We start from the raw sequence: 14,672 nt of genomic DNA, 5'->3' as shown, positions 1-14,672 counted from the left end.
CCTACATGCGAAATACCCCGAAGCGGGGCTCGTCCATGGGCCGGTTCAGCGCCAGTGCCAGACTCATGGCCAGCACGGTGCGGCTGTCTTCGGGATCGATCACGCCGTCGTCCCACAGTCGGGCGCTGGCATACCAGGGGTGGCCTTCCCGCTCGTAGCGCGCGACGATGGGCGCCCTGAATTCGACTTCGTCCTGTTCGCTCCAGGCGTCACCGGCTTTTTCCTTTGCTTCGCGCCGCACCCTGGCCAGCACACCGGCGGCCTGTTCGCCGCCCATTACCGAAATGCGGGCGTTGGGCCACATCCATAAAAAGTCCGGTTCATAGGCCCGGCCGCACATGCCGTAGTTGCCGGCGCCGAAGCTGCCCCCGATGATCAGGGTGATTTTGGGCACATTGGCGCAGGCCACCGCCATCACCAGCTTGGCACCGTGCTTGGCGATGCCTTCGGCTTCATATTTTTTACCCACCATGAAGCCGGTGATGTTCTGCAGAAACAGCAGGGGGATGCGGCGCTGACAGCACAGCTCGATGAAGTGGGCGCCTTTCTGGGCCGATTCGCTGAACAGAATGCCGTTGTTGGCGATAATGCCGACCGGGTAGCCGTGCAGACGGGCGAAGCCGGTGACCAGGCTGGTGCCGTAGTCGCGTTTGAATTCGTCGAAGGCCGAGTCGTCCATCAGCCGGGCAATGACGTCGCGCACCTCGAACGCCTTGCGCAAGTCGGTACCGACGATGCCGTAGAGCTCTGCTACCGGGTAACGGGGCGGCAGGGGGGCATGAGTCGGGGCGGGCAGTGGTGAACGATTGAGATTGGCCACCAGGCGGCGAGTCAGACAGAGGGCGTGAGCGTCGTCTTCGGCGACGTGATCCGCCACCCCCGACTGCCGAGTATGCACTTCGGCCCCGCCCAGCTCCTCGGCGCTGACCACCTCGCCGGTGGCGGCACGCACCAGCGGCGGCCCGCCGAGAAAGATGGTGCCCTGGTTGCGTACTATGACTGACTCGTCGGCCATGGCCGGCACATAGGCGCCACCGGCGGTACAAAGTCCCATCACCACCGCCAGCTGGGGAATATTGGCGGCAGACATACGCGCCTGATTGAAGAAGATGCGGCCGAAATGCTCCCGGTCCGGGAATACCTCGGCCTGGCTGGGCAGGTGGGCACCGCCCGAGTCGACCAGGTAAATACAGGGCAGGCGGCAGCGGGCGGCAATCTCTTGGGCGCGCAGGTGCTTCTTGACCGTGAGCGGGTAATAGGTGCCGCCTTTTACCGTGGCGTCGTTGGCCACTATCATGCACTCGACGCCGCTGACCCGGCCGATACCGGCGATAAGCCCGGCCGCCGGCACGGCGTCGTCGTAAACCTCATGGGCCGCCAGTTGCGATAGTTCCAGAAAGGGCGCCCCGGGGTCCAGCAACAGGCGGACTCGCTCCCGAGGCAGCAGCTTGCCTCTGCCTGTGTGTCGTTGTCGGTTGGTCTCGCCGCCGCCCAGCTCGATGGTCGCCACCTGCTCCCGCAGTGCCGTCACTTCGGCGGCCATGGCCTCATGATTACGCTGGAACCGGTCCGATTCCGAGTTAACGTTATTGGGCAGTATGGTCATGACCGACTCCCGCGTTGCGTGTGTGCTCCGTTAATGAACGGGTAAAGGGTTTGCTCCGCCGACACGCTTCAAGTACATCCCTGTAACGCTCAACACATGACATCCCTGTCACGTGATGGTCGGCTGAGCAGATCCCTTCATCCGCTCTGTAAGCTTGAAACTGTCTGTTCCAGACATAAACAATCACCGATTCTGTACCAGCTCGCGGCCGATCAGCATGCGGCGGATCTCCGAGGTGCCGGCGCCGATTTCGTACAGCTTGGCATCCCGCAGCAGTCGGCCGGCGGGAAACTCGTTGATATAGCCGTTGCCGCCCAGCAGCTGAATGGCGTCCAGTGCCATTTGAGTGGCGGTTTCTGAAGCCAGCAGAATCACGCCGGCGGCATCCTTGCGATTCAGCTCGCCCCGGTCCGCCGCCATGGCGGTCATGTAGGTATAGCAGCGGGCGGCGTTCATTTGAGTGTACATGTCCGCCAGCTTTCCCTGCACCAGCTGAAAGTCGCCGATGGCCCGGCCGAATTGTTTGCGTTCGCGCACGTAGGGCAGCACCAGATCCATGGCCGCCTGCATGATGCCGAGCGGCCCGCCGGCCAGCACCAGCCGTTCGTAATCGAGGCCGCTCATCAGCACATCCACTCCGCCGTTCAGCGGACCGAGCAGATTGGCCGCCGGCACCCGGCAGTCCTGAAACACCAGTTCGCAGGTGCTGGAGCCGCGCATGCCGAGTTTGTCGAGCTTCTGGGCGTGGCTGAAACCGGGCGTGTCGCGCTCCACGATGAAGGCACTGATACCGCGGCTTGTGGCCTGCGGCTCTGTCTTGGCGTACACCACCAGCACCTGGGCTTCGGGCCCGTTGGTGATCCACATCTTGGTGCCGTTCAGCACGAAGTGATCGCCGTCGGCCCGGGCCTGCAGGCTCATCGACACCACGTCGGATCCCGCATTGGGCTCGGACATGGCCAGGGCGCCGATATGCTCGCCGCTGAGCAAGGGTGGCAGGTAGCGTTGTTTCTGGGCTTCGCTGCCATGGCGATGGATCTGATTGACGCACAGATTGGAATGGGCGCCGTAAGACAGCCCTACCGCCGCCGAGGCCCGACTTATTTCTTCCATCGCCAGCACATGGGCCAGATAACCCATGTTCACGCCGCCCCAGGCCTCGTCCACCGTGATGCCGAACAATCCCATGTCACCGAGTTTGGGCCACAGCTCGGCAGGGAAACGATTCTCCCGATCGATGGCATCGGCCAGCGGGGCGACTTCGTGTTTGGCGAAGGCCGCGACCTGCTCGCGCAGCAGGGTCAGGGTGTCGTCCAACCCAATATTCAGGGGGGAGTTGAGAGTCATGGCGTCCTCCTCTTGATGGGGGCAGGGACTGCGGTGCCAAATATGGGTTCGTTTGCTGCCGGTGTTGCCGAATTAACTATAGTTGCCACAGGGCGATTGGCGGCGGCTAAGCTTGAATAAGTATTTGAGATGGTGCGCAGGAGTGGGGGGGTGGAGTTCCATACAGATGACGCCGCTATTTGCGAGAGGACAAAGGGATCGGCTCCGCAGACCGTCACATGCCAGGGAAGGCATGTGTGAGCGTACATGGAGGTATTCACAGCGAGTCGGCGGAGCTGGCCCTTTGTCCTTATTCAGCAGAATAAATAGACACTTTCTGCTTTGTTTCACGGATGGGTGGAGCCAGCATGAGCAACAGCGAAATAGTGATAGTGGGGGCGGCCCGCACGCCAATGGGGGCTCTGATGGGGGAGCTGGGCACGGTACCGGCGCCACAATTGGGTGGGACCGCCATTGCCGCCGCCCTGCAACGGGCCGGAGTCACGCCGGAGCAAATTGACGAAGTGGTGATGGGCTGCGTGCTGGCGGCGGGCCTGGGGCAGGCGCCGGCCCGGCAAGCGGCGCTGGCGGCGGGGTTGCCGGTGGGCACGGGTTGCACCACGGTCAACAAGATGTGTGGTTCCGGCATGAAGGCGCTGATGCTGGCGCACGATCAGCTCAGGGCCGGCAGTGCCGAGCTGATGGTGGCCGGCGGCATGGAAAGCATGAGCCTGGCGCCCTACCTGTTGCCTAAGGCGCGGGCGGGCTTGCGCATGGGGCATACTCAACTGCTCGATCACATGTTTTTCGACGGCCTGGAAGACGCCTACGAAGGGAGGCTGATGGGCAGCTTTGCCCAGCAAACGGCAGACAAGTGCGGCGTAAGCCGTGAGGCGATGGATGACTTTGCACTCGAGTCCCTGAGTCGAGCCCGCCGCGCCATGGCCGAAGGGGCATTTACCGATGAGATTACCGCCGTACTGGTCGAGCATAAGCATGACAGGGTGGCGGTGGCTACCGATGAGCAACCGGGCAAGGCCAGGCCGGAAAAGATTCGCCGGCTCAAGCCTGCCTTTGCCAAAGACGGCACCGTCACGGCCGCCAATTCCAGCTCCATTTCCGACGGTGCTGCCGCGCTGGTGGTCACCACCGCCGAGCAGGCCCGGGCGCAGGGTATTGTTCCCCTGGCCCGAATACTGGGCCATGCCACCCATGCTCAGCTGCCTGCCGAGTTCACTCTGGCGCCCATCGGTGCCATTCAAAAGCTGCTGGACAAGGTCGGCTGGCAGGTCGACGAGGTGGACTTGTTTGAAATCAACGAAGCCTTTGCGGTAGTGACTCTGCTGGCGATAAACGAACTCGGGCTCGATGCGGGCAAGGTCAACGTCAATGGTGGCGCCTGCGCCCTGGGTCACCCCATTGGTGCCAGCGGTGCCCGTATTGTGGTGACCCTGCTGCATGCCCTGCGCCGACGCGGGCTGAAGCGAGGGGTGGCGGCGTTGTGTATCGGTGGTGGTGAAGCCACGGCAATGGCACTGGAGCTGATGTAACCCGGTGTTGATTGAACCTGAAGGGAGGAATAGCCATGGCGTATCAGATTCCGCTGCTGATTGGCGGCAGCATGGTGGCCAGCCGCACCGATCAGTGGCTGGAGGTCAACAACCCGGCCACCCAGAAAGTGATCGCCCGCCTGCCCTGTGCCACCGAGGCGGAAGTGGCAGCGGCGATACAGGCGGCCAGCGAAGCGTTTGTGACCTGGAAGGAAACACCGGTGCCGGAGCGGGCCCGGTTAATGCTGCGGTATCAGGCGCTGCTGAAAGAGCATCACGACGATGTGGCGCGCTTGCTCAGTCGTGATACCGGCAAGACCTTCGAAGATGCCAAAGGCGATGTCTGGCGCGGCATCGAGGTGGTGGAGCAGGCGGCCAATATCGCGGCCCTCAGCATGGGCGAAGCGCTGGAAAACGTGGCCAGTGGCGTCGACTGCTACAGCCTGACCCAGCCGCTGGGGGTGTGCGTGGGCATCACGCCGTTCAACTTTCCGGCGATGATACCGCTGTGGATGTTTCCGCTGGCCATCGCCTGCGGCAACACCTTCGTGCTCAAGCCTTCGGAGCAGGATCCATTGGTGCCGATGCGACTGGCGGAGCTGTTTATGGAAGCGGGCGCCCCCGACGGTCTGCTGCAAGTGGTGCATGGTGGTAAGGAAGTGGTCGACCGGCTGCTGGTACACCCAAAGGTGCGCGCGATTTCCTTCGTCGGCTCGGTGGCGGTGGGCCAGCATATTTACCGTACCGGCACCGATCATCTGAAGCGGGTGCAGGCCTTTGCCGGCGCTAAAAACCACATGGTAGTGTTGCCCGACGCCAATCGGCAGCAGGCGATCAACAATCTGGTTGGCGCCTCGGTCGGTGCTGCCGGCCAGCGTTGCATGGCGATTTCGGTGGCGGTGCTGGTGGGCGAAGCCGCCAGCTGGATTCCCGAGTTGCAGGCGGCGATGGCAAAAGTGCGCCCCGGTATCTGGAATGACCCCAAGGCCGGTTACGGCCCGCTGATCAGCACATCGGCCAGGGAGCGGGTGCTGCGGCTGATTGCCGAGGGCAAGCGCGAGGGCGCCAACTGCCTGCTCGACGGCAGTCATGCCGAGGTGAGCGGTTACCCGGACGGCAACTGGCTGGGGCCCACCCTGTTCAGCGGCGTGACCACCGAGATGAGCATCTACAAGGAAGAAATTTTCGGCCCGGTATTATTGGTGATAACGGTAGACAACCTGGAGGAGGCCATCGCGCTGGTGAACGCCAATCCCTACGGCAACGGCACCTCGATCTTTACCGCCTCGGGGGCGGCGGCGCGCAAATATCAGCACGAAATTCAGGTAGGGCAGGTGGGCATCAATGTGCCGATACCGGTACCCTTGCCGTTTTTCTCCTTCACCGGCTGGCGCAACTCTTTCTACGGCGACCTGCATGCCTACGGCAAGCAGGCGGTGCGTTTTTATACCGAGACCAAAACCGTCACCGCCCGCTGGTTTGATGATGACGTCGTCGCCGGACCCAACATGTCGATTCACCTGAAATGACAGCCGTAAGCCTTAAGCGATCAGCCGTAAGGGTCCCAAATGAGACCTCTGGGTCGGTTTTGCTCCCTCCCCTTGACCTCTGTTTCAACAGAGTAGTGCCAATGTGCAACGCCAGGGGGAGGCTGGGGAGGGGCTTCTGCAGGATAGTTGCATGTTCTGCCGTTCCGATGCCAAGGCCAGAAATAACACCCCCACCCAGCCTCCCCCTGGCGAAACCCCACTGTGATGTCTGTAGTCCCGCTGCCAAGGGGGAGGGGCTGTTAGCTCCCTCCCCTGAACTCGTGAGCCACAGAATGACAGCGGGGTGCAACGCAAGGGGAGGGCTGGGGTGGGGTTACTGTGGGTTGTTTTTCGCTTACAGCTTACGGCTTACCGCTTGCTTAGGGAGTGTGTATGGACTTTGAACTGAGTGACGAACAGCGTGCCTTCGTCGAGCTGGCCGATGACTTTGCCCGTAATGAACTGGAGCCTCACGCCGCCGACTGGGATCGGGATCATCACTTTCCGGTCGAGGTACTGCAAAAGGCGGGCGGGCTCGGCTTTTGCGGCCTCTACACCCCCGAGTCGGCCGGTGGCCTCGGGCTGAGCCGGCTCGATGCCAGTCTTATCTTCGAGCGCCTGTCCATGGGCTGCACCTCTACCACCGCTTTTCTCACCATTCACAACATGGTCACCTGGATGATAGCCAGCTTCGGAGCACAGGGCTGCCGGGATCGCTGGGGTGAGGGACTGAACGACGGCCGTTTGCTTGGCTCCTACTGCCTGACCGAAGCCAACGCCGGCTCCGATGCGGCCGCCCTGAAAACGGTTGCCCGGCGGGTCGACGATCATTATGAGCTCAACGGCAGCAAGATGTTTATTTCCGGCGCCGGCAGCACCCAGGTACTGGTGGTGATGGCCCGCACCGGCGGTGAGGGCGCCGGGGGGATCTCCGCCTTTGCACTGGACGCCGACAGTCCCGGCATCAGCTACGGTCGGCCCGAAGACAAGATGGGCTGGAACAGTCAGCCGACCCGCACCGTCACCTTCGAGGGGGTAAAAGTTCCGGCCGGGCAGCTGCTGGGGCGGGAAGGCGAAGGCTTCAAAATCGCCATGAAGGGGCTGGATGGCGGGCGTATCAACATTGCCAGCTGCTCGCTGGGTACGGCCCAGCAGGCGCTGAATCAGGCGCGGCAGTATTTGCAGGAGCGCAGCCAGTTTGGCCGCAAGCTGGCCGAGTTTCAGGCGCTGCAATTTACCATCGCCGACATGGCGACCGAGCTGGTGGCGGCTCGTCAGCTGGTGCGGCTGGCCGCCTGCAGGCTGGACGGGGGGCATGCGGATGCCACCACCTATTGCGCCATGGCCAAGCGCTTTGCCACCGATGTGGGGTTTCGGGTGTGCGATCAGGCGCTGCAGCTGTATGGCGGCTACGGTTATATTCGGGAGTATCCGCTGGAGCGTTATCTGCGTGATACCCGGGTGCATCGTATTCTTGAAGGCACCAACGAAATCATGAAGCTGCTGATTGCCCGGCGGGTGCTGGCGGAAGGAAGCGGGGAGTTGTGATGACGTCGGATGCAGGCCGGAGAAAAGAGAATAAAGGGACCACAACGCCGACACGCCACGAGTACATCCTTGTAGGCTCGGACATGCCATCCATGGCATGTCACGGTCGGCTCTGTGGTTCCCTTTATTCTCCCTGATGTACCTGCATCGCCTGTGTGATCAGCTCGCAGTAAATTTTGTTTCCATCGCCCTGCACATATGACCGGACCTTTAATGGAGACTTTATAAGCCAAGGAGAATGCATGAGCGGCTTGATCATCGAGGAATACCCGACTGAAGATGGTAACCGTATCGGTCACATCCGGCTGAATGCCGAACGCAGTCTCAATGCCCTGACGCTGAAGATGATCGAGCGAATGCTGTCGACTCTGAGGGCCTGGCAGCAGGACCCGCAGCTGGTGGTGGTGCTGCTGGATGGGGCCGGTGACAAGGCCTTCTGCGCCGGCGGCGATGTGGTGAGTCTGTATCACGCCATCCGAGAAGCCGGGCCTGCCGACGCGCGGGGGCTGACGCCGGTTCCCGAATTGGCGGCGCGCTTCTTCGAGCAGGAATACCGGCTCGATTATCTGCTGCATACCTTCGGCAAGCCGGTGCTGTGCTGGGGGGGCGGCATCGTCATGGGCGGTGGCATGGGGCTGTTCACTGCCAGTTCGCATCGCATCGTGACCGAGACCAGCCGATTGGCGATGCCGGAGGTGACCATAGCCCTGTATCCGGATGTGGGCGGTAGCTGGTTTCTCAATCATTTGCCGCCGGGAATGGGCGAGTTTATGGCGCTGACCGGGTGCGCCATCAATGGGAAGGATGCGCACTGGCTGGGGCTGGGCAACAGGACCATCGCCGCCGACAAGAGTGCCGAGTTGCTGCCGGCCCTGCTTGCGGTGCAAAACTGGCATCAACCCCAGGCGGCGGTGAACCGGGTGTTGCGCCAGCTGGAAGTCGAATCGCACGAGGTTTTTGCCGAATTGGTATCGCCGTTGCGGCGCCATCAACAACAGATCCGTTCCTTGCTGGATAAAGACAGCCTGGCGGAAAAGGTGGCGGCGATACGTGGTGCCGAAATGGAAGATGCCTGGTATCAACACGCCCGGCAGAGTCTGGCGGCGGGCAGCCCGTTGGCCATTCGTATCATTGCCGAGCAGTTGCAGCGTTGTCGTCATCGTTCGCTGGCCGAGGTGTTTCGGTCCGAGCTGGCGCTGTCGGTGCAACTGTGCCGGTTTCGGGAATTTGCCGAGGGGGTGCGAGCCCGGCTGATTGACAAGGACAACCGGCCCGACTGGACCTTCAGCCGTCTCGACGAGGTGGATGAGGTCTTGCTGGCGCATTTGTTCGCGTCACCCTGGCCGGTGAGCCCACTGGCGAGTCTGTAACGGAGGTAAGCATGATGGCAACCATCGCATTTATCGGTCTGGGCAACATGGGTAGTCCCATGGTGGCGAACCTGCTCAAGGCCGGGCACAGAGTGCAGGCGTTCGATCTGCAGCAGGCCGCGGTGCAAGGTGCCGCCGAGAAGGGAGCCGTGCCGGCCACTTCTGCCGTTGAGGCGGTGCAGCAGGCACAAGTGGTGATCTCCATGCTGCAAAGCGGTACCCAGGTGGACTCACTCTACGTGAGTGGTCCGACCCCCTTGTTCGATCATCTGCCCGCGGGCACCCTGGTGATCGACTGCTCTACCATAGACGCGGCCACCGCCAGGGCCACGGCGGCTCAGGCCCTGACCCATGGGCTGGAGTTTGTTGACGCTCCGGTGTCGGGCGGCGTGGCCGGCGCCGAGGCCGGTACCCTTACCTTTATCGTTGGCGGCAGCGAAGCGCAGTTTGCTAAAGCAAAGCTTGTATTGCAGCAGATGGGCAAGCAGGTGCTGCATGCGGGGGAGCACGGCGCGGGCCAGATTGCCAAGGCCTGCAACAACATGCTGCTGGCGGTGCAGATGGCAGGCACCTGCGAGGCGCTGAACATGGGCATCAACAACGGCCTGGATCCCGGCGTGCTGTCGGAGATCATCAAGCTGAGCTCGGGCAATAACTGGGTGCTGCAGCTTTATAATCCGGTGCCGGGCGTGATGGACAAGGTGCCCGCATCCCGCGGTTATCAGGGCGGTTTTTTGGTCAAACTGATGTGCAAGGATCTGAATCTGGCCATGGATCTGAGTCGAGACAGCGGCTCGCCGGTACCCATGGGATCGGCGGCCAGGGCGTTGTTCAACCTGCATCAGGTGGCAGGCCATGAGGAGCTGGACTTTTCCAGCCTGTTCCGACTGTTTCGGCCGACAGAGGGAGGTAAATAATCATGGATATCAAAGGCAAGGTGGTGGCGATTACCGGCGGGGGCCGTGGGCTGGGGCAGGCGATGGCGTATCATCTGGCCCGGCAGGGGGCGACGTTGGCGCTGATCGACAACGACGAGTCGGCGCTGGCCAAAAGCGGCGAAATGGTGGCGGCCACCGGCGCCCGGGTAGGCGTTTATCTGTGTGATATTACCGACGAAACCCAGGTAACGGAAACCTTTGGCCATCTGGTGCGAGAGCTGGGTGGGCTGCAGGTGCTGGTCAATAACGCGGGCCTGATGCGTGATGCCCTGCTGGTCAAGCTGGAGGATGGCAAACTCACCGGCAAGATGAGCCTGGAGCAGTGGCAGCAGGTGATGGATGTCAATCTGACCGGCACCTTTCTCTGCGGGCGGGAAGCGGCGGCAGTCATGGCCGGACGGGACGAAGGCGGGCTTATCGTTAATATCTCGTCGGTGGCCCGGGCCGGTAACCGGGGTCAGAGCAATTATGCGGCCACCAAGGCCGGGGTGGCGGCGCTGGTGGTGTGCTGGGCCGGTGAACTCAGCCGTTATGGTATTCGGGTGGCGGGCATCGCTCCCGGTGTGATCGACACCACCATGACGGCGCAGATGAAACCGGAGGCGATGGCCCGCATTACCCAACACATTCCTCTGGGCCGGTTGGCCGAGGTCGACGAGCTGGTGCACAGCCTGCAGTACCTCATCGACAACGATTATTTTCATGGTCGCATGCTGGAAATGGACGGCGGCCTGCGGCTGTAGGACTAAAGTCTGGCTTGTTTAACGAAGGGCTGAAGCGTAGAGTTTTTGCAACGCACACAAGAACGGACGTGCCCGGCGTTACTACAGAGCTAACGATAAAAAATAATAACAAGCACTGCCATATCCCTGAATGCATTGATTCTCCTCGGTCATTTGAATCACTGCTTTCGGGGATTTTTTTATGTTTAGGGTCTGTTGACCTTTCGCGGTTAAGTTTTGTTCGAGTTAAACGCGTTTTTATCGCGGCGAGAGGGATGTAGCCTAGTCATTCTAAGCAATGCCCTCTCAACAAAGAGAAAAACGCGTTTAGCCGAACCCGCAGGGCAGCGCTTGTGGGGGCTTGCTACTGCGTTATCGCTTATTTATGTAGAGTGACTACACGGCATAAGCGCTGCCTTGTATCAAGACCCCACAAACGGCTGCAAAAATCATCTCGAAAGGTCAACAGACCCTAGTGTTCACATATTGGGGTAGTTGGGCCCGCTGCCGCCTTCCGGCGGTGTCCAGCGAATATTCTGCGCCGGATCCTTGATGTCGCAGGCCTTGCAGTGCACACAGTTGGCAGCATTGATCTGAAAGCGGGGTGAACCGTCCGTATCAATAATTTCGTAAACACCGGCGGGGCAATAACGCTGGGCCGGTTCATCGAAGCGGGGCAGGTTGTCGCGTATTGGCAACTCGGGATCCCCGAGTTGCAGATGACAGGGCTGATCCTCAATGTGGCCGGTATTGGCCAGGTACACCGATGATAACCGGTTGAACGACAACTGGCCGTCTGGCCGGGGGTAATGGATTTTACGGCACTCGGCGGCGGGAAACAGGGTGGCGTGATCGGGTGTGCGGTCGTGCAGGGTCAATGGCAGCCTGCCTCCCAGCCAGTTGTGATTCAGGTAATTGAAGGCGCCTCCCAGCCAGGGACCGAACTTGTGCAGTGCGGGAGTGAAATTTCTGCTCTGATACAGTTCCCGGTGCAGCCAGCTGTCCTTGAAGGTCGCATCGAAGTCGGTGAGTCTGCGTGCGCCGGTATCTCCCCCGGCCAAAGACTGTACCAGGGTATCGGCGGCCAGCATGCCCGACTTCATGGCGGTATGAATGCCCTTGAGCTTGGCGCCGTTCAGAGTGCCGGCGTTGCAGCCCAGTAACAGGGCGCCGGGCATGGTCATCTGCGGCAGCGAGTTCAAACCGCCCTTGGCAAGAGTACGGGCACCAAACGCCAGTCGCTTGCCTTCAAAGAGATGGTGTGCCAGCAAGGGATGCTGTTTCAGCCGCTGAAATTCTTCGAAAGGATCGAGATAAGGATTGCTGTAGTCGAGATCCACAATCAGGCCCACGGTGAGCAGATCCTCATCGCCGTGATACAGAAAAAAACCGCCTTGCGCTTCTGCCAGTGGCCAGCCGGTGCCGTGCAATATCAGCCCCGGCTGATGACGATGCGACGCCGCCCGCCATAATTCCTTGATGCCCAGCGCATAATGCTGAGGATCCCGACCTTGATCGAGCCCGAAGCGGGCGATCAGCTCCTTGCCGATATGGCCCCGACAGCCCTCGGCGAACAGGGTGTATCGGGCACGCAATTCCATGCCCGGTACGTGACCGGGCTTGGGGCTACCATCGGCCGCCAGCCCCATGTCGCCGGTGAGAATACCGCACACGGCACCCTGATCGTCGTAGAGCGGTGACCGGGCGGCAAAGCCGGGAAAAATGGCCACCCCCAGCTGTTCGGCCTGTGCCGCCAGCCAGCGGCACAGATTACCCAGGCTGATGATGTAGTTGCCGTTATTGTGCAGCGGTGTCGGTACCAGTGCAGGGGGCAGCTCGATACCGCCCTGTTCGCTGGTCAGCATATAAAGCCGTTCTTCACTGACGGCGGTGGTGACCGGGGCTCCCCGCTGGCGCCAGTCGGGAAACAGCTCGTCCAGGGCGCGAGGCTCGAGCAGGGCACCGGACAGAATATGCGCGCCTACCTCGGCGCCTTTTTCCACCACGCAGACACTGAGCGTCAGGCCGGCAGCGGCGGCCTGCTGCATCAGTCGGCAGGCGGCGGCCAGGCCGGCAGGACCGGCTCCCACTATCACCACGTCAAACTCCATCGATTCCCGTTGCATCATCCGGCTCCATCCTTTCGGGCTAATGGCTAAAGTATTGTATTGGTTGTGGTATTTAACAAACGGCTAAATCGGCAGGATTCGGGGGGATGGCATAGTATTAAGTCACGTCCGAACACCTGCGGAGGCAAGGATGAAGGTGCTGGTTTCAATCAAGCGGGTTATCGATTACCACGTCAGGGTCAGAGTACTGAATGATGAAAGTAACGTGGATCTGAACAATGTGAAGATGGCGGCCAACCCCTTCTGCGAGATTGCGCTGGAAGAAGCGGTACGCATGAAGGAGGCGGGTTGGGTATCGGAAATTGTCGCCGTATCCATCGGGCCGCAGGCGGCACAGGAGCAACTGCGCATGGCCCTGGCGCTGGGCGCCGACCGGGCGCTGCTGGTGCTTGCCGAGGGCGTGGTTGAACCGCTCACGGTGGCCAAGTTGCTGGCAAAACTGGTCGAGCGAGAACAGCCCGGCCTGGTACTGCTTGGCAAGCAGTCCATCGACACCGACAACAATCAGGTCGGGCAGATGCTGGCCGCGCTCACCGGCTGGCCGCAGGGAACCTTCGCTTCCCGCATCGAGCGACAGGGCGACGAACTGCAGGTCACCCGCGAGGTGGATGGCGGCCTGCAGACTCTGGCGCTGACGCTGCCGGCAGTGGTCACCACGGATCTGCGGCTGAATGAACCGCGCTATGCCTCCTTGCCCAATATAATGAAGGCGAAACAGAAATCGCTGGAGACACTCGGCTTCGAAGAGCTGGGTGTGGAAGGTCGGGCACACAGCCAACTGCTGAAGGTAACGGCGCCCCCGGTGCGCAAGGCGGGCATCAGGGTGGCGGATGTGGCCGAGCTGGTGGATAAACTGAAAAATGACGCAAAGGTGATCTGATGGCGACTCTGGTGATAGCGGAACACGACAACCTTGAACTCAAGCCGGCCAGTTTGCATGCCCTGACTGCCGCCGCCCGACTGGGGGGCGAGGTTGATCTGCTGGTGATGGGGCATGGTTGCCAGGCGGTGGCCGAGGCCGCTCGCGGGCTTGGCGTTGGCAAGGTATGGCTGGCAGATGATGCCCGTTATGAACATCAGTTGGCCGAGCCCTGCGCCGCCCTGGTGGTGTCGCAGGCCGATAGTTACAGTCATCTGGTGGCGGCGGCCACCACTCAGGGCAAGAATCTGTTGCCCCGGGTGGCGGCGTTGCTGGATGTGGGCATGGTGTCGGATGTGATTGCCATCGAGGCCGATGACATTTTTCGGCGGCCCATCTATGCGGGCAATGCCATCGCCACTGTGCAGTCGCTGGATCCAGTCAAGGTGCTGACCGTGCGCACCACCGCTTTTGACGCCATGGCTTCCGGCGATGAACAGGCGGAAATTGAGGTGCTGGCGCCGGTTGCCGGCCCTGAAGGTAGCCGCTTTATCGGCGAGGAGCTGGCGTCCAGCGAACGGCCCGAACTGACGGCGGCGCGGGTGGTGATCTCCGGCGGTCGGGGAATGGGCTCGAAAGAGAATTTTGCCCTGCTGGAACGACTGGCCGACAAGCTGAACGGGGCCGTGGGATCCACCCGGGCGGCGGTGGATGCAGGCTTTGCCGCCAACGACATGCAGGTAGGGCAAACCGGCAAGATAGTGGCGCCCGAGCTTTACATTGCCGTGGGCCTGTCCGGCGCCATACAACATCTGGCCGGGATGAAAGACTCCAAAATCATCGTCGCCATCAACAAGGACGGCGAGGCGCCCATCTTCGAGGTGGCCGACTACGGCCTGGTCGCCGATTTGTTCGAAGTATTACCCGAGCTGAATAAGTTGTTGTGAGGAGTGAGGTGAGCAAGACAGACAATGGTCTTCCGTAGGGTCGATTTCAATCGACCGATTTTGGTCGAATAAATTCGACCCTTGTATGTTTAAGTTAGATGAGTTGATAGAGTATTTCACAGTTACTGGGGAGGCCGTTCGACCCTGG

The 14,672-nt window shown here is 61.3% G+C and carries 11 protein-coding genes; 8 read left to right on the top strand and 3 right to left on the bottom strand.

The annotated features are described in order from the left end of the window. Position 1: 1 nt before the first annotated feature. Both Q0753_RS13585 and Q0753_RS13580 read right to left on the bottom strand, forming a co-directional pair. The gene (locus tag Q0753_RS13585) at positions 2-1,606 is read right to left on the bottom strand and encodes a carboxyl transferase domain-containing protein (RefSeq protein WP_298722097.1); all 1,605 of its coding nucleotides are present in this window, start codon (positions 1,604-1,606) and stop codon (positions 2-4) included. Positions 1,607-1,789: 183 nt separating this feature from the next. Then, a complete protein-coding gene (locus Q0753_RS13580; protein ID WP_298722094.1) occupies positions 1,790-2,953 on the bottom strand; it encodes an isovaleryl-CoA dehydrogenase in 1,164 nt (387 codons plus the stop codon). Positions 2,954-3,300: 347 nt separating this feature from the next. Between Q0753_RS13580 and Q0753_RS13575 the strand changes: the two genes are divergently transcribed. From Q0753_RS13575 to Q0753_RS13550, 6 genes are all read left to right on the top strand, one after another. Continuing rightward, the gene (locus Q0753_RS13575; RefSeq protein WP_298722090.1) at positions 3,301-4,482 is read left to right on the top strand and encodes an acetyl-CoA C-acyltransferase; all 1,182 of its coding nucleotides are present in this window, start codon (positions 3,301-3,303) and stop codon (positions 4,480-4,482) included. A 35-nt stretch (positions 4,483-4,517) separates the two neighbouring features. After that, positions 4,518-6,011, top strand: a complete 1,494-nt coding sequence (locus tag Q0753_RS13570; protein ID WP_298722087.1) for a CoA-acylating methylmalonate-semialdehyde dehydrogenase — start codon at positions 4,518-4,520, stop codon at positions 6,009-6,011. A gap of 393 nt (positions 6,012-6,404) precedes the next feature. After that, the gene (locus Q0753_RS13565) at positions 6,405-7,559 is read left to right on the top strand and encodes an acyl-CoA dehydrogenase family protein (protein WP_298722084.1); all 1,155 of its coding nucleotides are present in this window, start codon (positions 6,405-6,407) and stop codon (positions 7,557-7,559) included. 242 nt (positions 7,560-7,801) lie between these two features. Further along, positions 7,802-8,929, top strand: a complete 1,128-nt coding sequence (locus Q0753_RS13560) for an enoyl-CoA hydratase/isomerase family protein (RefSeq protein ID WP_298722081.1) — start codon at positions 7,802-7,804, stop codon at positions 8,927-8,929. Between the two features lie 14 nt (positions 8,930-8,943). After that, positions 8,944-9,846 carry a 3-hydroxyisobutyrate dehydrogenase gene (gene mmsB / locus Q0753_RS13555; RefSeq protein WP_298722232.1) on the top strand — a complete coding sequence of 301 codons (903 nt, stop codon included), beginning with the start codon at positions 8,944-8,946 and terminating at the stop codon, positions 9,844-9,846. A gap of 2 nt (positions 9,847-9,848) precedes the next feature. Further along, positions 9,849-10,610, top strand: coding sequence for an SDR family oxidoreductase (locus Q0753_RS13550; protein ID WP_298722078.1), 762 nt, complete (start codon positions 9,849-9,851; stop codon positions 10,608-10,610). Between the two features lie 458 nt (positions 10,611-11,068). Here the strand turns inward: Q0753_RS13550 and Q0753_RS13545 are convergent, their stop codons facing one another. Next, the gene (locus Q0753_RS13545) at positions 11,069-12,715 is read right to left on the bottom strand and encodes an electron transfer flavoprotein-ubiquinone oxidoreductase (RefSeq protein ID WP_298722229.1); all 1,647 of its coding nucleotides are present in this window, start codon (positions 12,713-12,715) and stop codon (positions 11,069-11,071) included. A gap of 133 nt (positions 12,716-12,848) precedes the next feature. Here Q0753_RS13545 and Q0753_RS13540 point away from each other — a divergent pair, with 133 nt between their 5' ends. Continuing rightward, positions 12,849-13,598, top strand: a complete 750-nt coding sequence (locus tag Q0753_RS13540; RefSeq protein WP_298722075.1) for an electron transfer flavoprotein subunit beta/FixA family protein — start codon at positions 12,849-12,851, stop codon at positions 13,596-13,598. Then, a complete protein-coding gene (locus Q0753_RS13535) occupies positions 13,598-14,524 on the top strand; it encodes an FAD-binding protein (protein ID WP_298722072.1) in 927 nt (308 codons plus the stop codon). Before Q0753_RS13540 ends, Q0753_RS13535 begins: the two co-directional genes overlap by 1 nt. Positions 14,525-14,672: the final 148 nt, after the last annotated feature.

It is taken from the genome of uncultured Oceanisphaera sp., from assembly GCF_947495715.1.
GTDB lineage: Bacteria > Pseudomonadota > Gammaproteobacteria > Enterobacterales > Aeromonadaceae > Oceanimonas > Oceanimonas sediminis.
Note: the sequence above shows the minus strand (reverse complement) of the source record. Positions and strands in the feature narration are given on the sequence as shown.

Coding starts and splice junctions, on each gene's coding strand:
- Q0753_RS13585 (WP_298722097.1), bottom strand. CDS start 1,606: ATGACCATACTGCCCAATAACGTTAACTCGGAATCGGACCGGTTCCAG.
- Q0753_RS13580 (WP_298722094.1), bottom strand. CDS start 2,953: ATGACTCTCAACTCCCCCCTGAATATTGGGTTGGACGACACCCTGACC.
- Q0753_RS13575 (WP_298722090.1), top strand. CDS start 3,301: ATGAGCAACAGCGAAATAGTGATAGTGGGGGCGGCCCGCACGCCAATG.
- Q0753_RS13570 (WP_298722087.1), top strand. CDS start 4,518: ATGGCGTATCAGATTCCGCTGCTGATTGGCGGCAGCATGGTGGCCAGC.
- Q0753_RS13565 (WP_298722084.1), top strand. CDS start 6,405: ATGGACTTTGAACTGAGTGACGAACAGCGTGCCTTCGTCGAGCTGGCC.
- Q0753_RS13560 (WP_298722081.1), top strand. CDS start 7,802: ATGAGCGGCTTGATCATCGAGGAATACCCGACTGAAGATGGTAACCGT.
- mmsB (WP_298722232.1), top strand. CDS start 8,944: ATGGCAACCATCGCATTTATCGGTCTGGGCAACATGGGTAGTCCCATG.
- Q0753_RS13550 (WP_298722078.1), top strand. CDS start 9,849: ATGGATATCAAAGGCAAGGTGGTGGCGATTACCGGCGGGGGCCGTGGG.
- Q0753_RS13545 (WP_298722229.1), bottom strand. CDS start 12,715: ATGCAACGGGAATCGATGGAGTTTGACGTGGTGATAGTGGGAGCCGGT.
- Q0753_RS13540 (WP_298722075.1), top strand. CDS start 12,849: ATGAAGGTGCTGGTTTCAATCAAGCGGGTTATCGATTACCACGTCAGG.
- Q0753_RS13535 (WP_298722072.1), top strand. CDS start 13,598: ATGGCGACTCTGGTGATAGCGGAACACGACAACCTTGAACTCAAGCCG.